Genomic DNA, 20034 nt, shown 5'->3' with positions numbered 1-20034 from the left:
ATGAGTGCGGACCTAAACTGCGATCTGGTAACCCTTCGCCGGGGCGGGCGCCCCGAAGCCGGGAACCTTCGGGCCCTACGGCGTGGTCGCTCGTTCCTCGCTCCCCCACCTCCGAACCCTCAGAACCCCGGCGGCGCCCGCCTGTGTTTTCTTGGCTCGCAGGCTCGCGGGCGCCCGATAGCCGGGAACCCTCGGGCCCTACAGCGTGGTCGCTCGTTCCTCGCTCCCCCACCCACGGACCCTCCAGAACCCCGGCGGCTAGGCACTCCAAAAAACTCCCCCCAGTTCGTAGTCTGGGCCCTGACAGTCCCGATTGGGGCCCGCACCTACCGAACAGGTCCACGGCCGGAGGAGCCGCGTGTCGTCCGAACGCGATGAGTCAGAGCAGAACCGATCGGCGCCGCGGAGCGGCGGCGACCCGCCGCACTCCCGGCGCCTGCCCAACGGCGACACCTTCTACACACCGGACGCCAATCAACTGCGGCGGGAGATCGAGCGACGCAGCGCGGTTCCGCTCGTCTGGCTGCACAACGCCCCCCGATGGCTGCTGCCCGCGACCATGGCGGCGGTGTTCGTGGGCGGGCTGCTGCTCTCCGGCGTCGCCGGCGCTGTGCTGCTGGCCGTCCTGGCGGCCTTCTTCGGTTGGTTGGCCTACCTTGCCTGGCCGAACCTGCGGCGGGGGGAGCGCACGATGCGGGTCATCGTCGTGGCCACACTTTTCGGATTAGGTCTGTTGCAAAGTGGCGTGTTTTGACAACCATTTTCGTTTTCGACAGACTTAAGAGGTGTCTGCTGAATTAACGCGACCTGCGCATTCAGGCTCCGAGCCCGGGGCCGGGCCACCGTCCCTGCCGCCCGCTTTCCGGGTGACCAATGCCGTGGTCAGTTACAACGGCTCACCCGCCGTGCGCGATGCCAGCTTCGATGTGCCCGTGGGCGACACCCTCGCGATCCTCGGCCCCAACGGCTCCGGCAAGTCCACGCTCATGCGCGCGATGCTGGGCGTGCTGCCACTCACCCGCGGCCAGGTCGAGGTGCACGGTGTCCCATTGCGCCGATTCCGCGACTGGGGGCGGATCGGTTACGTGCCGCAGCGGCTCTCCGCTGGCGGCGGCGTCCCGGCCACGGTGCGCGAAACCGTGGCGTCCGGCCAGGTCTCCCGGCGCAGACGGTACTACTGGGCAACCAAGGAGGACAACGCGGCCGTCGACGACGCCATGGCCGCCGTTGGCCTGGCGGACCGGGCCCGCGACTCCGCTCACGAACTGTCGGGGGGCCAGCAGCAGCGGGTCCTGATTGCCCGGGCCCTCGCCGGCCTGGCCGACACGTTCATCATGGACGAGCCCATGTCCGGGGTGGACAACGAGAACCAGCAGGCGCTCGCCGGCATCATCGGGCGGCTGAGCGAGAACGGTGCCACCGTCATCCTGGTGCTGCACGAGCTCGGCCCTTTGCGGCCACTGCTGCGGCGGGTGATCTCGCTGTCCGGCGGCCAGATCGCCTACGACGGCCCGCCCAACGGGTCCGCCGGAGACCACCACGACCACGTCCACCCGCACGCCGGGGCCGACCCCTCCATGCCCGCGGTTCCCGCCATCGAGGTGCCCCGCCGTGCTTGAGCTGCTGCAGTACGACTTCATGCTGCGCGCCCTTCCCGCGGCGGCACTGGTCGGGCTGGTGGCCCCGGTGATCGGCACGTTCCTGGTGCAACGGCGCCTCGCACTGCTGGGCGACGGCATCGGGCACGTCGCGCTGACGGGCGTGGCGCTGGGCTTCCTCACCAGCACGTCACCGGTCCTCGCTGCGCTGGCGGTATCGGTGGTCGGTGCGGTGCTGATCGAGCTCATCCGGGTGCGCGCCCGCGCAAGCGGCGACGTTGCCCTGGCCCTGCTTTTCTACGGCGGGATCGCGGGCGGTGTGCTGCTGATCGGACTGACCCCCGGCTCGAACAACGCGACGCTGACCTCGTTCCTGTTCGGCTCGGTCAGCAGCGTGGGCCCGGAGGACGTCTACGTAGTCACCGGACTGGCGGTCCTGGTGCTGCTCGTGATCGGCTACTTCGGCCGCGAACTGTTCGTGCTCTGCCAGGACGAGGAGGTCGCGCGCGCCCACGGGCTCCCGGTACGGCTACTCAGTCTGATTATCGCGGTCACCGCCGCCGTGACCGTGGTCATCGCCATGCGGGTTGTGGGTGTGCTGATGGTGAGCGCGCTCATGGTGGTACCAGTGGCGGCCGCGCAACAACTGACCCGCAGTTTCCGTGTCACCATGGGGGTGGCCATGGGGATCGGTGTCGCCGCGTCACTGGGTGGGCTGTCCACCGCCTTCTACGCCGACGTGGCACCGGGGGCGGCCATCGTGTTGCTCTCCCTCGCTGTGTTCATTGTGGCGGTCGGCGCCGGTTACCTCCTACGACATGGACGGAGCCGGATGGAAACCGCCCATTCAGGTGGCGAACCACCTAGTGTCGGTACGATGCCCCAGACCGAGCGGGGGAGCGCACCCATATGAGTACACGACGCGAGGCCGTACGGCAGGCCCTGAACGAGAGCAGCGGCTTCCGCAGCGCCCAGGACCTCTACGCGAACCTGCGCGCCGAGGGATCCAAGATCGGTCTGACTACGGTCTACCGTGCCCTGCAGGCACTGAGCGACTCCGGCGAGGTCGACGTCCTCCGCACCGACGAGGGCGAGGCCGTCTACCGCGCCTGTGTCACCGACACCCATCACCATCACCTGGTCTGCCGCGGGTGCGGTAAGGCCGTGGAGGTCGAGGGGCCAGCGGTGGAGGACTGGGCCGCGTCCGTCGGCAAGGCACACGGCTTCACCGACATCACGCACACGGTCGAGGTGTTTGGCACCTGTATGGAGTGCGCCGCCGCCGATCCGTAAGCGGCGGCGGGCGGGTTCCGGGGTCCCTGGTCGCTGACCGGGGGCCCCGCTGCTGTGCGTGCACGGCGCGCACAGCCCGGTTCACCGCAGCTTCTCCAGGTTGGGCCGCTTGGGTGGCACGCCGTCGCCCGACGAGCGTCCGGTCAGCCGGCGCCCGATCCACGGCACCAGGCACTCGCGCGCCCACAGCAGGTCGTCCTGCCGAGCGGCGCGCCACGGTTTGGGATCCTCGGAGGGCCAGGGGGTGTTCCAGTCGTCCTCGACCGGGATGTCCAGCACCTCGCAGACGCGCAGCGCGAGCCTGCGGTGCCCCTCGGACGACAGGTGGAGCCGGTCCCAGCTCCAGGCCCCGCGATTGCGCAGCGTCCGCATCCCCCACAGGTCCACGACACGGCACCCGTACTCGTCGGCCAGGGCGCGCAGGTGCATGTTGAAGGTGGCGCCCTTGCCGCGCAGATGCCGCATCACCGGTTGGAAGCCGGGGTCCATTCCGGTGAACAGCACGATCTCGGCCCCGGTGGCGCTGATCCGCCGCACTGCCCACTCAAGGACACCGGCGAGGAGGTCGGGGTCGCTGCCCGGCCGGAGGATGTCGTTGCCACCGGCACACAGGGTGACGAGGTCGGGGTGCAGTTCGACAGCGCGCGGGACCTGGTCCTCGACGATCTGCCGGGCGAGCTTGCCACGTACGGCGAGGTTGGCGTAACGCACCTCGCCCGCGTGGTCCGCGAGGTGTTCGGCCAGCCGGTCGGCCCAGCCGCGGTACCGGCCGTGCGGCGCGTCCCCACCGTCCGGATAGGGGTCGTCCAGGCCCTCTGTGAAGCTGTCTCCGAGAGCCACGTAGGAGACGATGTCCTGCCGGATGTCAAAGTCGCTCATACTGCACGATGATGCCGTGGGAATCCCTGGTTACGCGACAGTAGGCAGGTCTTTCGCGACCGGGTGTCGGGCATGTCACCGCCCACGGCGCGAGCCGGCGCGGCGCACCGCCAAAGGGGTGCTCACTCCGCGGCCGCTGGCGCGTTCGACGGCGCGGGCTCCACCGGGTTGGGAACGGCGCCGCCATAGCGCCGGTCGCGGCTCGCGTAGATCTCGCAGGCGTGCCAGAAGTGCCGGCGGTCGAAGTCGGGCCAGAGCGTGTCGAGGAAGACGAATTCGGCGTAGGCGGCCTGCCAGAGCAGGAAGTTGGAGAACCGCTGCTCCCCCGAGGAACGCAGGAACAGGTCGACGTCTCCGATCTCCGGCTCGTCGAGGTACTTCGCCAGCGTCGACTCGGTGATCCGGTTCGGATTGATCTTGCCTTCGGCCGCCGCCCGGGCCAGGGCGGACGCGGCCTGGGCGATCTCGGCACGGCCGCCGTAGTTCACACAGAACTGCAGTGTGAGGGCGGTGTTGTCCTTGGTCATCTCTTCGGCCTGCTCCAGCTCGGAGATGACGCTCTTCCACAGCCGGCCCCTGCGGCCGGCCCACCGGACCCGCACTCCCATCGCGTGCAGCTCGTCACGGCGGCGCCGGATCACGTCGCGGTTGAACCCCATGAGGAACCGGATCTCCTCGGGGGACCGCTTCCAGTTCTCGGTGGAGAACGCGTACGCCGACACGGTCTGCACGCCGAGCTCCAGCGCACCCTCGATGACGTCGAACAGGGAGCTCTCGCCCGCCTTGTGCCCTTCGGTGCGCGCCAGACCGCGTTCCTTGGCCCAGCGGCCGTTGCCGTCCATGACAATGGCGACATGCCCCGGAATCAGCTCCTTGGGCAGTTCTGGCGGGCGCGCGCCACTGGAGTGCGGCCGCGGCGGCCGGTAGCCGGCGGTACTTGTTGAATTGCGGTCGTGCAGACTCAAGTACGCTCCACTAGGCGCAGGGATCGGATTCCGTTCTCGAGGTGCCACTGCAGGTAGGCCGCGACGAGCCCGCTGCACTCGGTGCGGTGCCGCTCCTCGCTAGCGTCGGCCGCCTGCCAGTCACCGCGCAGCAGCGCCGACATCAGGCGCACTGTTTCGGGTGCCGGATTGGCCACTCCGTGCGGGCGGCACACCGAACACACCACACCGCCCGCGTGCACCGCGAACGACGGGTGCGCACCGCGGGCCCCGCAACGGGCACATTCTTCCAGGGCGGGAGCGTACCCGGCGACCGCGAGCGAGCGCACCAGGAAGGCGTCGAGCACCAGGCGGGGGTCGTGCGCGTTCTCCCCCAGCGTCCGCAGTGCCCCGATGATCAGCAGGAACTGCCGCAGCGATGGCTCCTTCTCCACCACCACGACCTTCTCCGCGGTCTCCAGCATCGCGGTGGCGGCGGTGTAACGCGGATAGTCGGCGACGATGGACTCGCCATAGGCGTGCAGCGTGACGGCCTGGGTGATCACGTCCAGCGTGCGGCCGGTGTGCAACTGCAGGTCGACGTGGCTGAACGGCTCCAGCCGGGCGCCGAAGCGCGACTTGGTGCGCCGCACCCCCTTGCCGACCGCGCGGACCAGCCCCGTGTTCCGGGTCAGCAGGGTCACGATGCGGTCGGCCTCCCCCAGTTTCTGGGTGCGGAGGACCACCCCCTCGTCGCGGTAAAGGCTCACTCCCCCATTGTCGCGGATTCGGTAGTGGGCGTGGACCCGCCGGGCCGCGCACCCGAGTGCCTATCGGTGGGAACGCCGTGTTCTGCGGCGGTTCTAGGGGATCTCCCCATTCTTTGCGTTTTGCCCTACTATGCCGCGCGAAGTGACTGAGGTTTCCTATGGAATGGGGAGAACCCCTTGGTACGTGGACGCCATACCAGCCGAAGACCCGGTGGACCGGGAAGCGCGGCGCCCCGGCGGCGGCCCGCACCCAGGCCCGCCCGGCGGCGGCGCTGGCGCGGGCCGCTCATCGGGGCGATGACTGCGGTGCCGATCGGTCTCGGCCTGGCCGCGGCACTGGTGCTGCTCTCCACCCCCTACAGCAGGGACGGCACCCCTGCGGGAACCGACGCCGGCGCCGAGGCCGGGCTCCCGGACAATTCCGCTTCCCCCAACGACGACTTCTTCGCCGCTCCCGACGACGCCGTCCCCACTGAGACCCCCTCCCCCACCACCAGCGAACACGGTGCCACCGCACGGGGCGACGACCAGGTCGAGATGCCCGCCTCCCCCGACGGGTCCGAGGACACCGACGGCGACTCCGACGGCTCGGAGGGCTCTGGGGGCGGCACTCAGGTCGACGCCGTCGTCGACCTGGTCAACGAGGAGCGCGCCGATGCCGGCTGCGACCCGGTAAGCACCAACGGCGCCCTCACCAGAGCTGCCGAGAAGCACAGCAAGGACATGGCCGCTCGGGACTACATGGCGCACGAGAGCCCCGACGGGACCACCCCCGCCGAGCGTGCCCAGAGCGAGGGCTACGACGCCTGGTCAGGCGAGAACGTGGCGGCGGGCTACGACTCCCCCGAGGCCGTCATGGAAGGCTGGATGAACAGCCCGGGACACCGCCGGAACATCCTGAACTGCGACAACACGGCCATCGGCGTCGGGGAGCACCAGAACCGGTGGACCCAGATGTTCGGTTCGCAGTGAGCCGGAGCCGCCCCCGCGGCGAGCGGCGGCGGCGGTGGTGGTGCCCCTGGGGCACCACCACCGCGGGTCCGCGGCTCCCGGGCTAGGTCAGGCCGACCGCACTGCACACGGCCTTCAGCGAGGCCGTCGTGATGTTGTGGTTGATGCCCACACCCCACACGGCCGTGCCGTTGACCTCGGCTTCGACGTAGGCCGCGGCCCGGGCGTCGGTTCCCTCACTGAGCGAGTGCTCGATGTAGTCCAGCACCCGGACCTTGATGTCGACGTCGGTCAGCGCGTCGCAGAACGCCGAGAGCGGGCCCTGCCCGGTGCCGACGATCTCGCGGATCTCGCCGTGCACGCGCACGTCCGCGCCGATCTGGTAGGTCCCGTCGTCGGTGTGCTGGGAGCGGTGGGCCAGCACGGCCACAGGGCCGTTCTCCGACAGGTAGGTCTCGCTGAAGATCTCCCAGATCCGCTCGGCCGAGAACTCGCCGCCCTCGGCGTCGGTGTGCTCCTGCACCTTGTGCGAGAAGTCGATCTGCAGCTTGCGCGGGAGGTCCAACGCGTGGTCCCGGTGCAGGATGTAGGACACCCCGCCCTTGCCGGACTGGCTGTTCACCCGGATGACGGCCTCGTAGTCGCGGCCGACCTCCTTGGGGTCGATCGGCAGGTACGGCACCTGCCACGGGTACTGCTCGACGGGGACCCCCGCTGCCGCGGCGTCCTCCTCCAGTGCGAGCAGGCCCTTCTTGATGGCGTCCTGGTGCGAACCGGAGAACGCCGTGTAGACCAGGTCGCCCGCGTAGGGGTGGCGCTCGGCCACCGGGAGCTGGGTGCAGTGCTCGACAGTACGCCGGATCTCGTCGATGTCACCGAAGTCGATCTGCGGGTCGATGCCCTGGCTGAACAGGTTCATGCCCAGGGTGACCAGGTCGACGTTTCCGGTGCGCTCACCGTGGCCGAACAGGCAGCCCTCGATGCGGTTGGCACCCGCCATAACGCCCAGCTCGGCCGCTGCCACCGCGGTGCCGCGGTCGTTGTGCGGGTGGACCGACAGGCAGACGTGCTCGCGCCGCGACAGGTTGCGGCTCATCCACTCGATCTGGTCCGCGTAGGTGTTGGGGGTGGCACGCTCGACCGTGGCGGGCAGGTTCAGGATGATCTCGCGCCCGGGACCGGGCTGCCAGACGTCCATGACCGCCTCGCAGACCTCCAGCGCGAAGTCGAGCTCGGTGTCGATGAAGATCTCCGGCGAGTACTGGTAGCCGAAGTACTCGGTGTCGGCCAGGTAGGTCTCGGCGAACCGCATCACGTGCCGGGTTCCGTCGACGGCGATGGCCTTGCACGCCTCGCGGTCCACCCCGAAGACCACGCGGCGGAACTCCGGCGCGGTGGCGTTGTACAGGTGCATCGTGGCGCGTTTCGCGCCGACGAGGCTCTGCACACTGCGCTCGATCAGGTCCTCGCGGGCCTGGGTCAGCACCGAGATCTGCACGTCATCAGGGATCCGGCCCTCCTCGATGAGGCCGCGGACGAAGTCGAAGTCGGTCTGGCTCGCGGCCGGGAATCCCACCTCGATCTCCTTGTAGCCCATGCGTACGAGCAGGTCGAAGATCTCGCGCTTGCGCTGCGGGTCCATCGGCTCGATCAGCGCCTGGTTACCGTCGCGCAGGTCGGTCGACAGCCAGCGCGGAGCCCGGGTGATCGCGGTGGCCGGCCACCTGCGGTCGGGCAGGTCGACGGCGGGGAAAGATTGGTAACGCTGGAAAGGCATCCCGCTGGGTTGCTGCTGGGGCACCATGAAGTTGCTCCTCGAAAAAATGCTCGCGGTGTCGTGGCCGACAAGAACACGTCAAAGCCCCGCGGCGAGGGAGCCGACCTTCTACCGACCCCCGCCGCGGCCGCTAAGGAGGAGCAGCACGCGCAGCATATTGGGGACAACGGTAGCAGACGTGCACAGCAGCGGTGCCCCACCCCGCCCATCGGCACGCCCACCAGCACCGCGAAGTGGCGCCGCGGCGGCCCGGCCAAGTGGCCACCGCGGCGCCCTGCCCCCTTGCGGGGACACCTTTTCCGTTGCCCTCCCCGGTGCGCCGCGATCCGCTGGCGCACCGAGTCCTAGATCGGTGGTGTGGGCGAGTGGTTGGGCGTCCGACGAGGGCAGCGAAGGCGCCGGATGGCCGGGGGTGGCGCGTATCGGGGGCGCGAGCGCGCGGAAACCGACCCTGACCGCGGGGACACCTCCAGCGCCGAGAACGACACCGCGGACACCCGCGACGCACCCCGCCGCACGCGCGACCACCGGCCACCAGAACCGACTACCGCCGACCCGGGCCATCCGCCGTCGTCGCCGCCTCCGTTGGACGCCGCGCCATACACCTCCATCACCGGTTTAGGGGCCCACGACTCCCGCCAGGCGGTCGGGAAGCTCGCCGACCTTGCGCACCGGGCGGGCGGCGAGCAGCGCCTCCGCGGCGTCGCCCGGCACTCCCAGGCCGTCAAGGACCGTGCGCGCCTGCGCTCGCGGGAGCGCGTTGAGCCACCGCAGCCAGAGCGCCCGGTGGCCCTCGTCGGTGAGGCGGCCGTGGGCGCGCACCCGGGCCAGGCCGCCATCGGGGAACACGTCCACGTGCAGACGCGTGGTCGGCCGCGGGTCGGGGACCACGAAGCGGTGCCGGGTGTCGGGCAGCAGGTCGGTCCGCTCCAGGACGCTGAACCACGACCCCTCGTCGGCGGGATCGGACACCGTCTCGTCGCATCCGCGCACGCGCGCCGCACCCGGGGCGTTGTACAGGAAGTAGCTGGTGTCGAGCTCCAGCAGCCGGACCTCGCCGCAGCCGGCCAGGCCCAGCTCCACCCAGTCGTTGCCGCCGTCGCGGCGGCGGGCGTTCTCCCAGCCCTCGCCCATGCTGCGCGGCAGGCCCGGGGAGATGATGTTGGTCGGCGCGGAGTAGAACTCGTTGCTGCAGCCCGTAATGCGCCCACCGTTCTCCAGCGCCGCAAGGTCGAGGCCGCCGGTAACCAGGAGGCGGGGGTCGGTGATCGCTTCGCCGTGCACCCGGAGGCGGGCCACCCCGCCGTCAGGGTGGATGCTCAGGCGCACGTGGGTGTAACGGTGGGTGTCGGCCACCGCGAAACGGTTGGCGGTGTCGCCGGCCACCGGCGAGCGCGGAACCAGGGTGGTCCACTCGGCCTCGGCGAGGTCAGCGGGCGAGGGATAGCCGTCGAGACCCGCGGCCTCCACCGATATCTCCGGCGGGTAGTTGCCGGTGAACCACGAGGTGTCGACGACCACGCCGTGCACCACGCCGGGCGCACCCAACCGGACGATCGCCCAGTCGTGACCCGGGCTCCGCCGCCGGCGCGTCTCCCAGCCGTCGTACACCTTGCCCTTGTGCCCGAACTCCGACTCGTCGAACTGGGGCGCCGCCGGCGTGATGAGGTTCTCCCGTTGGGCGAACGACTCGTCGTTGGCGTACACGACCGCCCCGCCGATGCCGCGGCTGGCGAGGTCAGGGAACCGCAGGAAATCCTGGTCACGCACTTCTGGCTCAACTCCTTACAGATATGGGTGCGGCCGGACGGGTCCGCGTCCGGCCGCCTCTGGCCACCGCCGGGTCAGGCGGGATCCGGGAGGGGCTCGAACTCCCGAACGGCGTCGATCGCCGGGCCGTGCGGGGTGTTGGCCTCTCGTTCGATCATCACCTCGACCAGGACCGGGCGTGAGGTGCGCTGCGCCTCCTTGCGCGCCCACTCCAACGCCCCCCGGATCTCGGCGGGGTCGAGGACCCGGCGTCCGGAGCACCCGTACGCCTCCATGATCTTGACGTTGTCCGACCCGTACGTGTCGTAGTGGATGTCGACCTGGTAGTTCATGTCGAACGGGATCTCCGCCTGGCGGATCAACCCCAGGTACTCATTGTTGAGCATGATCAGCACGTAGGGCACGTCGTACTGCGCCGCGACCGCGAGCTCCTCCACCATGTACTGGAAGCTGTAGTCGCCGACGATTCCCACGACCTCCGCGTCCGGGTCGGTCTCCTTCAGCGCCTTCTTCACCCCGATCGCCGCCGGGATCTCCCAGCCGAGCGGGCCCGCCTGGCCGCAGATCTGGTAGCGGCGCGGCTTGGCCGCTTTCTGGTGCTGGCCGCCCCAGATCTGGTAGAGGCCGATCGCGGTGACGAAGTAGGTGTCCGTGCTGAAGACCTCGTTGATCTCCTTGTACACCCGCGGCGCCTTGATCGGCGTGCTGTCGAAGTCCTCGCGCCGGGTCAGGGTGGAGCGCAGCTCCGCGACGCGGGAGACCCACGGGCCCGGCTGGCTGCCGGCGCCGCGTTTCTTGGCGGCGCCGAGCAGCGCGCGCAGGAACAGCCGGGTGTCGGCGACGATACCGAGGTCCGGCTGGAAGACCTTGCCGATCTGGGTGGGCTCGATGTCGACGTGGATGAACCGGCGGTCGCCCCGGTAGACGTCGAGTGTGCCGGTGTGCCGGTCGCCGAAGCGCGCGCCCAGCGCCAGCACCAGGTCCGACTCCAGGAAGGAGGCGTTACCGTAGCGCTGCGCCGTCTGCACACCGGTCATGCCGGAGTACAGCGGGTGGTCCTCGTCGATGCTGCCCTTGCCCATCAGGGTGACCTGCACCGGGATCTGCAGGTACTCGGCCAGCTCGACGAGTTCGCTGTGCGCCTCGCCGGTAATGACCCCGCCGCCGGCCAGCAGCAGCGGGCGCTCGGCGCCGAGCAGCATGTCCAACGCGCGCTCAACGCGCGGCGGGTGCGGCTCGACCCTGCTCACCGGCAAGGGGGCGTCGATCGTGCCGTCCCACTCGATGATCCCCTTCTGGACGTCCAGCGGCAGGTCGATGAGGACCGGGCCGGGCCGGCCGGACCGGGCGATCCGGAACGCCTCACGGAAGATCCATGGCGCCTGGGCGGGCTCCTTGACCTGGACCGCCCATTTGGCGACCGGAGCCGCGATGTCGACGATGTCGACCGCTTGGAACGCTTCCTGGTGCAGCTTGGAGCTGACCGCCTGGCCGGTGATGCACACGATCGGCACGGAGTCGGCGTGTGCGGTGTACAGGCCGGTGATCATGTTGGTCCCGGCCGGACCGGACGTGCCCACCGCCACACCGACGTTGCCGGTTGTGCGGGACCACCCGTCGGCCATGTGGGTCGCGCCCTCCTCGTGCCGCACGATCAGGTGCTCGATTCCGCTGTCCCGCAGCGCCGCGTAGAACGGCAGGATGGCGGCGCCGGGGCAGCCGAAGATCGTGTCGACACCCTCCGAACGCAGGACGCCGACAACGGCTTCCATCGCAGGTGTCTGTACCATTTGGTGTAAACCCTTCAGTGCTAGGGGGTTTTGGGCCCGTCAGTGGGACCTTGGGTGCGGCCAACACCCAGGCCACCGACCCTCGCGCGGAGTACACGTAAGACGCGGGACCGACTGGCCAGTCCCACTGGCGGCGCCCGGCTGTCCCGTTATTTCTTCTCCTCGGTGGACAGCTGCTCGACGATCTTGAGCAGCGCGGAGTGGTCCAGGCCGCCGTGCCCCTGGGCCTTGAGCGCACCCACGTACTGCGCGACCTGGGCGCCCAGCGGGATCGCGACACCGGCCTCGCGCGCCGCTGTCGTCACGATCTTCATGTCCTTGTCGTGCAGTGCGATGCGGAATCCGGGCTCGAACGCGCGGGCCCGCATGGCGGCGCCCTTGCGGGTCAGGACCGTGCTGCCGGCGAGACCGCCGTTCAGGACCTCCAGCCCGGCCTCGGTGTCGACGCCGTGTGCCTCCAGGAACATCAGGGCCTCGGCGACGAGCTGGATGTTGCCGGCCACGATGAGCTGGTTCGCGGCCTTGACCGTCTGGCCGGCTCCGGACGGTCCGACCAGTACCGGGGTCGTGCCCAGGACGTCGAACACCGGCCTGGCCTCCTCGAACGACGAGGCGTCGCCGCCGACCATGATGGAGAGCTTGGCCTCCACAGCGCCGGCCTCGCCACCGCTGACCGGGGCGTCGAGGACCCGCAGGCCGTGCTTGGCGCCTTCCTCGGCGACGAGCCGCGCAACATCGGGCCGGATGGTGCTCATGTCGACCACGAGCGCCCCGGCTTCCGCGTTGGCGAACACGCCGTCCGTGCCGAGCAGGGCAGCCTCGACGTCCGGGGAGTCGGGAACCATGGTGATGACGATGTCGGCCCCGCGGACCGCCTCGGCGGTGGAGGCTGCGGCCGTGCCGCCCTGGTCAGCGATGTGCTGGACGGCCGCCGGGTTGAGGTCATAGGCGGTGACCTGGTAGCCGGCCTTGACCAGGTTGGTGGCCATGGGCAGCCCCATGATGCCGAGGCCGATGAAGGCGATACTGGGATTCGTGGACATGGGAACCTCTCCTTCCGGCGGAGCCGGGAGTGTGCTAGGGGAACCGAGGAGTGCGGCTCTGCCGGTGCCAGTGGCAGAGCCGGTGCTGGTGCGAGTGTCGGTAGGAGCGTCAGCGCGCGAGCCAGCCGAAGCTGTCACCGCTTTGCACGGTCGGCTTGTACTCCAGGCCGACGTAGCCGCTGTACCCGCCGTTCTGCGCGGCGGTCAGCAGACGATCGAGCGGCAGTGTGCCGCTGCCGGGCTCGCCGCGGCCGGGGACGTCGGCGATCTGGATGTGCCCGAACTCGGCCGCGTGGTCGCGAACCACAGCGGTGACGTCGTCCCCGTTGACGGCTAGGTGGAAGAGGTCCGCGAGGAGCGCGACGTTGCCGGCTCCGGCGGCTCTGGCGTCGCCGACGGCCCGAAGGCCGTCGGCGGCGGTCTTGAGGGGGTAGTCGTCGGCACCGCTGATCGGCTCGATGAGGACGGTGCCGTCGACGGCCTCGACCGCCTTCGCCGCCGCGAGGATGCTCTCCATCGCGACCCGGTCCTGCTCGGCGGGGTCGACTCCGGGTTGGCGCAACCCGTAGAGGGCGTTGAACCCCCGGGTTCCGGTGCGCTCGGCGATCCCGACGACGACATCGAGGTTGTCGTGGAACTCGCGCGCGCGGGACGGTTGTGAGAGCACGCCACGGTCCGGACCGGGCAGCGCTCCCGCGAAGAAGTTCAACCCGGTGAGCTGGACTCCCGCGTCGGAGATCGCGGAGACGAACGCGTCGACCTCCGCGTCGTCGGGGACCGCGTGCTCGAACGGCCACCAGAACTCGACCGCGTCGAACCCGGCCGCACGCGCGGCGGCGGGGCGCTCGTTCAGGGGTAGCTCGGTGAACAGCAGTGAGCAGTTCACCGTGTAGCGAAGCGAGTGGCTCAAGGCTCGCCCCTTCCAAGGGAAACTTTCGTTATGTGGAAAGTACTTTTCACATAAAGGGATTATCTGAGTCTGCGCCGGCGAGACCGGCTTGTCAACCACTCCACAGCCCGGCCGCGGACTCTTGCCACGCCACATCGGGCACGGAATACGGAGATACGCACGAACACCAGGCATCAGAAGGGGTGGTCGTTTGCATCTTTCGACGAATCGGGCCGGATCCGCGATCTTGCCGTCCCGGATGTTGACATCGCCACACCTGGCTGGTTTATCGTCCGAGATACAGAATCATAATTCTGCAGAACGAAATCTGATCGCCTCGTTCGCGGAACCGCGCCGAAACACGGGCGACGCTCACCTCAGGTCTCGCGCGCCGTACGGGCGGACTCCCCCGGACACCGCGGGGCGACCAATCACGGAGATCGCCATGCCCGAAAGCGTCACTGACGCGGCTTCCGACCGCGGGTTGGAGCGCGTCAACGCGCTTCAACCCGATGAGTTCCGCACCGTTTTCGCCCAGTGCCTGGACGTCGACCGCTGGGTCGAGGCCCTGCTGGCCGAGCGCCCCTTCCCGTCCCAGTCCGCGCTACTCGCCTCCGCTGACGCGCACGCCCGCGTACTCACCGACGACGAGGTCGCCTCAGCCCTGGCCCGGCACCCCCGCCTCGGGGAACGCGCCACCGGGAACGGCACCGAGGCCGGCTGGTCGCGGGGCGAGCAGTCCGCGTTCAACCAGGGGGCCGCCAGTGCCCAGGAGGCGTTCACCGCCGCGCAGGCCCGTTACGAGGAACGCTTCGGACACATCTATCTGGTGTGCGCGAACGGCCGCTCCAGCGAGGAACTTCTCGTCGACCTGGAGAGCCGGATGAACAACGACCCGGCGACCGAGACACGCGTCGTCGCTAACGAACTGCGCGAGATCTGCCTGCTTCGCGTTGGGAAGGCGCTCGACACCCCATGAGCCACGTAACCACACACGTCCTCGACGCCGCGCTGGGCCGCCCGGCCGCGGCCGTCCCGGTTCGCCTCGAGGTGAGCGCCGACACGGCGCACACCTCATGGAAACCGTTGGCCAGCGGCGCCACCAACGACGACGGCCGCGTCCCCGATCTCGGCCCCGACCAGCTCAGTGCCGGTGTGTACCGGGTGGCCTTCGACACCGGAAGCTACTTCCGCGCCACGGGACAACGCGGCTTCTATCCGGAGGTCACGGTGGTGTTCGAACTGAGCGACGAGGACACCCACTACCATATTCCACTGCTGCTCAGCCCGTTCGCTTACTCCACCTACCGGGGAAGCTAGGGAAGGTTCCCGGCTACCGGGCGCCCGCGAGCCTGCGAGCCAAGAAAACACAGGCGGGCGCCGCCGGGGTTCTGGAGGGTCCGGAGGTGGGGGAGCGAGGAACGAGCGACCACACCGCAGGGCCCGAAGGTTCCCGGCTATCGGGCGCCCGCGAGCTCGAAAGACACTACTAGTACCGCCCTGCGGGCGGACGCCGGAAAGGGGACGGCCCAGGCCCACGAACCCGCGAACCACCTCCCAGATGTGCGTGATAGGTCCTTCCGCGCGACTGCGGTCCTCCCTCGGGCGCACCCCGCACCGCCCCCCGTCTTCGGGGGCGTGCCCGTCATCAAGATCTGTCCACAAAGCCGGAGGAGATGACCACCGTGGGCATTCGTCTCGGGGAGAACCAGTACGGCAAGGCCGAGGTGCACCTGGTCCACGTCAACCGCGACACCGCGGTTCACCGGATCAAGGACGTCAACGTCACCTCGCAACTTCGCGGCGAGTTCGACGCCGTGCACACCGCTGGCGACAACTCCAACTGCGTCGCCACCGACACGCAGCGGAACACCATCTACGCCCTGGCCAAGGAGAACGGCGGGGTCGGCGCCATCGAGGACTTCGCCCTCCTGCTGGCTCGGCACTTCGTCGACGGGTTCGACTGGGTCCACGGCGCTCGCCAGGAGATCCACGAGTACCTCTGGGACCGCATCGAAACACCCGAGGGACCGCACGACCACTCGTTCGTACAGCGCGGCGGCGAGACCCGCACCACGATCGTCACCAAGGACGGGGACAACGAGTGGTTCGTCTCCGGGTTCACGGGGTTGAGCGTCCTCAAGTCGACCGGGTCGGAGTTCCACGGGTACCCGAAAACCGCCTATACCACCCTGCGCGAGACCACCGACCGCATCATGGCGACCGACATCACCGCGCGCTGGCGGTACCGCGACACCGTCCTCGACTGGGACAAGAGCTACTGGTCGGTGCGGGCGACCGCGCTGGACGTGTTCGCGACCACGCACAGCCTCGCCCTCCAGCAGACGCTGTACGCCATGGGTGAGGCGGTGCTGCGGCAGCATCCGCAGATCGCCGAGATCCGGCTCTCCATGCCGAACAACCACCACTTCCTGGTGGACCTCTCCCCGTTCGGGCTGGACAATCCGAACGAGGTCTTCTACGCCGCTGACCGGCCCTACGGCAAGATCGAGGCCACTGTCGAGCGTGACGACGCCCCGGGCCCCGGACGAGCCTGGGACAGCGTCCCCGGCTTCGTCTAGGAGCCCGCGGACCAACCGGGCCCGCCCCACCACGGGTCCCACGCCGCTCCGGTGGCCCTTCCGCGCCGGGTGGCCCCAACCTGTTGGGCGGGCCCACGTGGCCGGGTGTCCGCGCGCCGCCATCTGGCGACCCCGCGCCAAACCCGGCATCGACCTACCCGCCGCCGATCCCCAAGGTTCGCCTACGCCGCTGACGTCACAACGCAAGGGGCTGAAACTGGCATGAGATTCAAAATTCCCGCACAACGCGGCAATGCCACAACGAACGCCGCCTCAAGCACTACCGGGGCCACGATCCCGGAGCGTCCGGAGGACGAGACACTCACTCCACCACTCCTGGTCACCTACGGACTGCAGCACATTCTCGCCATGTACGCGGGAGTGATCACACCGCCCCTGATCGTGGGGGCGGCGGTCGGACTCACCACCGCCGAGCTCGGGATTCTGGTGAGCGCCGCCCTCCTCGTCAGCGGCCTGGCCACACTGCTGCAGACGATCGGCGTCTGGCGCTTCGGCGCGCAGTTGCCCGTCGTCATCGGCATCTCGTTCGTCCCCGTTGGGACGATGACGACGATCGCCCAGGACAGTGGACTTCCCGTGGTCTTCGGCGCCGCCATAGCGTCGGGCGTCTTCGGGCTTGCCGTCGCGCCCTTCTTCGCGAGCCTAGTGCGGTTCTTCCCACCCGTGGTCACCGGCAGCGTCATCACGGTGATCGGGATCTCGCTGATCCCGGTCGCGGCCGGCTGGATCGTCAACGAGGCGGAGGACGGAGTCCCGGCGCCGGGCGACATGGGACTGGCCGCGGCCACGCTGCTCATCGTCCTGGTCCTGGCGCGGGTGCTACCCGGCGTGTGGAACCGCATGGCCATCCTCGGCGGCCTGGTGCTCGGCACCCTGGTCGCGGCGTCGCTTGGCCGGATCGACTTCGGCGAGGTCGCCGAGGGCCCGGTGTTCTCGTTCGGCCAGCCGCTCTACTTCGGGGCTCCGGAGTTCCAGTTCGCCGCCATTATCACCATGTGCATCGTCATGATGGTCATCCTCACCGAGGGGGTCGCCGACATTCTCGCGGTCGGCGAGATCGTGGGGACCCCGGTCAACGCCCGCCGGCTGGCCGACGGCCTGCGCGCCGATGCGAGCGCATCCCTCTTCGGCCCGCTGCTCAACTCCTTTCCCGCCAGCACGTTCTCGCAGAACGTCGGGCTGATCGCCCTCACGCGGGTCAAGAGCAGGTACGTGGTGGCTACGGGCGGGCTGATACTCATCGTCCTCGGACTGTTCCCGATCCTCGGGCGTGTCGTCGCCACCATCCCGATGCCGGTACTCGGCGGCGCCGGCCTGGTGTTGTTCGGGTCGGTGGCGGCCGCCGGCATCCGCACGCTGGGCAAGGTCAACTTCGACAGCAACCTGAACCTGGTGATCGTCGCCGTGTCGATCGGCTTCGGCGTCATCCCCATCGCGGCACCCGAGTTCTACGACAACTTCCCCAATTGGCTGGCGACCGTCCTGCACTCCGGAATTGTCGGCGCCGCGATCGTCGCGCTGCTGCTGAACCTGGTGTTCAACGTCCTCGTCCGCGGCAGCAGGACAGCGGCGGGAACTGGCAAACCGTCCCCGGACCCGGCTCACCACGACCCGGCCAACCCTGGGCAGGACCAGGCGCGGCCAGCCTCGGCCCCCAGTGGCGGAGCACCCGCCGCGGACTCACCCCCGCGACCCGCCCCCGACGGAACCACCGACCACGACTAACCGGCACAGGGCGCCCCGGCTCCGGCACCAGCCGGCCGGGGCGCCGCACGGCCGGCCCGCGGATGTCCGATCGGAGTGTGGGCACCTGCTCGCTGAACACTCGGGCCCGGCACGTGCCCTGCCTGCCGCACCCGCCACGATCGGGACATCAACGCGGCGAAGAACATCCTTGCGGCTGGTCGAGCCGTAGCCCGCGAACACGCGGGTGATACCTGTGGAGCTGATGTCAGGCGGCACGGGCCCCGTCCGCGGTCGGCCGCGAAGCAGGAAAACCACCCCGCGGAGGTCGGGCTCCCCTCCCCTGGGGTGCAAAGAGAAAGCCAAATCCGAGATGTACCCCGGCAGCGCCACGGAGGGCGGCTTCTACCCGCCCGGTGACGCCATCGAGGACGAGACCGCGCGCAACCGCGAGGCGGTCCTCGAATTCACCGGCTACGCCGGCTGCCCCTACCGGATCATCGGCAAGGAGGAGTACCGCGGAGGCGGCCCCACCCGAAGAGCCGGATGACCGACGGGGCCCGGGCGCGGCGTCCGGGCCCCGTCGCCGGCAGCGTCAGCCGCGGCGCAGCAGCCGCCCCTTCGGCTCACCGAGGTCGACCCGCTCGCCGCGCAGCCAGGTCTCACGGACCACACCCCGCAACTCCTCGCCGTCGTAGGCGCTCAGCGGGTGCCGGTGCTGCAGCTCCCGCGCGTCGACCCGGGCCGTCTGTCCGGGCGCCACCACGGCGAGGTCGGCGTCGCAGCCGGGCTCCAGACGCCCCTTGGCGCCCAGCCCGGTGATCTCGGCGGGCCGCCGGGACATCCACCGGACGACGTCGGCGAGCGTGTGGCCGCGGCGGGCGGCCTCGGTCCACACTGCGGAGAAGCCCACCTGCAGACCGGACACCCCACCCCAGGCGGTACCGAAGTCACCGGTGTCGAGGTGCTTCAGATCGGGTGTGCTCGGCGAGTGGTCGCTGACAACACAGTCGATCAGCCCGCTGCCCAGGGCCTGCCACAGGGCATCGCGGTTGGCTTCGCTCCGGATCGGCGGACAGCACTTGAACTCGGTCGCTCCCGCGGGCACCCGCTCAGCCGCGAGGGTCAGGTAGTGCGGGCAGGTCTCGACCGTGAGCGGCACACCGTCGGCCTTCGCGCGCTCGATCAGCGGCAGCGCCGAGGCCGTCGACAGGTGCAGGATGTGCGACCGGGTACCGGTGCTCCGCGCGGTCTCCACGACCAGCTCGATCGCGGCGTGCTCGGCCTCGTCGGGGCGCGACGCGAGGAACGACCCGTACTCGCGCCCGCGCGCCGGCGGCGCCGCCCCGAGGATGCCGGGATCTTCGGCGTGCACGATGATCTGCCCGCCGAACGCACCGATCTCGGTGACAGCAGCCCGGAACTCCGCGGGCGAGAGGTGCCCGAACTCCTCGACACCGGAGGGAGAGAGGAACGACTTGAAGCCGTAGACCCCTTCGCCGTGCAGGGCCCGCAGCTCTCCCGCGGCCCCGGGTGCGGTGTTCTCGGGCACGGCGCCGCCCCAGAAGCCCACGTCGACAGCGACGCGGCCGCGCGCCGCGGCGCGCTTGGTCGCCAGCGCCTCGACGGTGGTCGTGGGCGGCACGCTGTTCAGCGGCATGTCGACGATCGTGGTGACACCGCCGGCCGCGGCGGCGCGCGTCGCCGTGGCGAACCCCTCCCACTCGGTGCGTCCCGGCTCGTTGACGTGGACATGGCTGTCGACCAGTCCGGGCAGCAGCACCTCGTCGGCGGCGAGGTCCCGGCTGCGCGGCGCCGACATCGATGAGTCGCGGTCCCGTACCGCCTCGATCACGCCGTCGCGGATGCCGACCGCGACGGACCGCTCGCCGTCGGGGGTGATCGCCCGCTCCGCCCGGACAACCAGGTCAAAGGTGTGTTCTGGCATGCTCCTACAATCCCATTCGCGGCGCCCGTCCGGGCGCGGCAGTGTTATCTGGGCTCGCTTCGCTCGCTGGTCGGGCCCCCAGCCGCCAAGCGCTCCAAGAAACAAGCCCTCGGCCTC

Annotated in this window: 19 protein-coding genes; 10 read left to right on the top strand and 9 right to left on the bottom strand. The window is 69.8% G+C overall.

Annotation, left to right across the window (positions count from 1 at the left end):
* Positions 1-358: 358 nt before the first annotated feature.
* From F4561_RS05720 to F4561_RS05705, 4 genes are all read left to right on the top strand, one after another.
* The gene (locus F4561_RS05720) at positions 359-754 is read left to right on the top strand and encodes a DUF6703 family protein (RefSeq protein WP_312885158.1); all 396 of its coding nucleotides are present in this window, start codon (positions 359-361) and stop codon (positions 752-754) included.
* Positions 755-866: 112 nt separating this feature from the next.
* Positions 867-1619: a metal ABC transporter ATP-binding protein gene (locus F4561_RS05715; RefSeq protein WP_312885157.1), complete on the top strand. Its 753-nt coding sequence runs from the start codon at positions 867-869 to the stop codon at positions 1617-1619.
* Positions 1612-2511 carry a metal ABC transporter permease gene (locus F4561_RS05710; RefSeq protein WP_184575469.1) on the top strand — a complete coding sequence of 300 codons (900 nt, stop codon included), beginning with the start codon at positions 1612-1614 and terminating at the stop codon, positions 2509-2511. The genes F4561_RS05715 and F4561_RS05710 overlap by 8 nt, the downstream gene beginning before the upstream one ends.
* Positions 2508-2891: a Fur family transcriptional regulator gene (locus tag F4561_RS05705; RefSeq protein WP_184575467.1), complete on the top strand. Its 384-nt coding sequence runs from the start codon at positions 2508-2510 to the stop codon at positions 2889-2891. Before F4561_RS05710 ends, F4561_RS05705 begins: the two co-directional genes overlap by 4 nt.
* An 81-nt stretch (positions 2892-2972) precedes the next feature.
* Here the strand turns inward: F4561_RS05705 and F4561_RS05700 are convergent, their stop codons facing one another.
* The 3 genes from F4561_RS05700 to recO form a co-directional block, all read right to left on the bottom strand.
* The gene (locus F4561_RS05700; RefSeq protein ID WP_184575465.1) at positions 2973-3770 is read right to left on the bottom strand and encodes an SGNH/GDSL hydrolase family protein; all 798 of its coding nucleotides are present in this window, start codon (positions 3768-3770) and stop codon (positions 2973-2975) included.
* Positions 3771-3892: 122 nt separating this feature from the next.
* Positions 3893-4735 (bottom strand): isoprenyl transferase, encoded by an 843-nt coding sequence (locus tag F4561_RS05695; RefSeq protein ID WP_184575463.1) that lies wholly within the window; start codon positions 4733-4735, stop codon positions 3893-3895.
* Positions 4732-5463, bottom strand: coding sequence for a DNA repair protein RecO (gene recO, locus F4561_RS05690; protein WP_184575461.1), 732 nt, complete (start codon positions 5461-5463; stop codon positions 4732-4734). The genes F4561_RS05695 and recO overlap by 4 nt, the downstream gene beginning before the upstream one ends.
* Positions 5464-5760: 297 nt before the next feature.
* Between recO and F4561_RS05685 the strand changes: the two genes are divergently transcribed.
* Positions 5761-6435: a CAP domain-containing protein gene (locus F4561_RS05685; protein WP_184575459.1), complete on the top strand. Its 675-nt coding sequence runs from the start codon at positions 5761-5763 to the stop codon at positions 6433-6435.
* 82 nt (positions 6436-6517) lie between these two features.
* Here the strand turns inward: F4561_RS05685 and leuA are convergent, their stop codons facing one another.
* The 5 genes from leuA to F4561_RS05660 form a co-directional block, all read right to left on the bottom strand.
* On the bottom strand, positions 6518-8218 hold the full coding sequence (gene leuA, locus F4561_RS05680) for a 2-isopropylmalate synthase (protein WP_184575457.1): 1701 nt from the start codon (positions 8216-8218) through the stop codon (positions 6518-6520).
* A gap of 591 nt (positions 8219-8809) precedes the next feature.
* A complete protein-coding gene (gene alc / locus F4561_RS05675; RefSeq protein WP_184575455.1) occupies positions 8810-9961 on the bottom strand; it encodes an allantoicase in 1152 nt (383 codons plus the stop codon).
* A gap of 74 nt (positions 9962-10035) precedes the next feature.
* Positions 10036-11751 (bottom strand): glyoxylate carboligase, encoded by a 1716-nt coding sequence (gcl, locus tag F4561_RS05670; protein ID WP_184575453.1) that lies wholly within the window; start codon positions 11749-11751, stop codon positions 10036-10038.
* 149 nt (positions 11752-11900) lie between these two features.
* Entirely contained in the window at positions 11901-12794 is an 894-nt protein-coding gene (locus F4561_RS05665) for a 2-hydroxy-3-oxopropionate reductase (protein ID WP_184575450.1), read from the bottom strand.
* 109 nt (positions 12795-12903) lie between these two features.
* Complete coding sequence (locus F4561_RS05660) at positions 12904-13704, bottom strand: hydroxypyruvate isomerase family protein (protein WP_184575448.1); 801 nt, start codon at positions 13702-13704, stop codon at positions 12904-12906.
* A 424-nt stretch (positions 13705-14128) separates the two neighbouring features.
* Here F4561_RS05660 and uraD point away from each other — a divergent pair, with 424 nt between their 5' ends.
* The 5 genes from uraD (at position 14129) to F4561_RS05635 (ending at position 18519) form a co-directional block, all read left to right on the top strand.
* The gene (gene uraD / locus F4561_RS05655) at positions 14129-14662 is read left to right on the top strand and encodes a 2-oxo-4-hydroxy-4-carboxy-5-ureidoimidazoline decarboxylase (RefSeq protein ID WP_184575446.1); all 534 of its coding nucleotides are present in this window, start codon (positions 14129-14131) and stop codon (positions 14660-14662) included.
* Entirely contained in the window at positions 14659-15003 is a 345-nt protein-coding gene (gene uraH, locus F4561_RS05650; RefSeq protein ID WP_184575444.1) for a hydroxyisourate hydrolase, read from the top strand. The genes uraD and uraH overlap by 4 nt, the downstream gene beginning before the upstream one ends.
* Before the next feature lie 365 nt (positions 15004-15368).
* Positions 15369-16265, top strand: coding sequence for a factor-independent urate hydroxylase (gene pucL / locus F4561_RS05645; protein ID WP_184575442.1), 897 nt, complete (start codon positions 15369-15371; stop codon positions 16263-16265).
* 222 nt (positions 16266-16487) lie between these two features.
* A complete protein-coding gene (locus tag F4561_RS05640; RefSeq protein ID WP_184575440.1) occupies positions 16488-18011 on the top strand; it encodes a nucleobase:cation symporter-2 family protein in 1524 nt (507 codons plus the stop codon).
* A 331-nt stretch (positions 18012-18342) separates the two neighbouring features.
* Positions 18343-18519, top strand: a complete 177-nt coding sequence (locus F4561_RS05635; protein WP_184575438.1) for a hypothetical protein — start codon at positions 18343-18345, stop codon at positions 18517-18519.
* A gap of 45 nt (positions 18520-18564) precedes the next feature.
* On the opposite strand, the gene allB is transcribed toward F4561_RS05635, so the two are convergent.
* Positions 18565-19917 (bottom strand): allantoinase AllB, encoded by a 1353-nt coding sequence (allB, locus tag F4561_RS05630; RefSeq protein WP_184575436.1) that lies wholly within the window; start codon positions 19915-19917, stop codon positions 18565-18567.
* Positions 19918-20034 lie beyond the last annotated feature (117 nt).

This window comes from Lipingzhangella halophila (assembly GCF_014203805.1).
GTDB lineage: Bacteria > Actinomycetota > Actinomycetes > Streptosporangiales > Streptosporangiaceae > Lipingzhangella > Lipingzhangella halophila.
The sequence above is the reverse complement of the archived record's forward strand: the minus strand, read 5'-3'. Positions and strand labels throughout refer to the sequence as shown.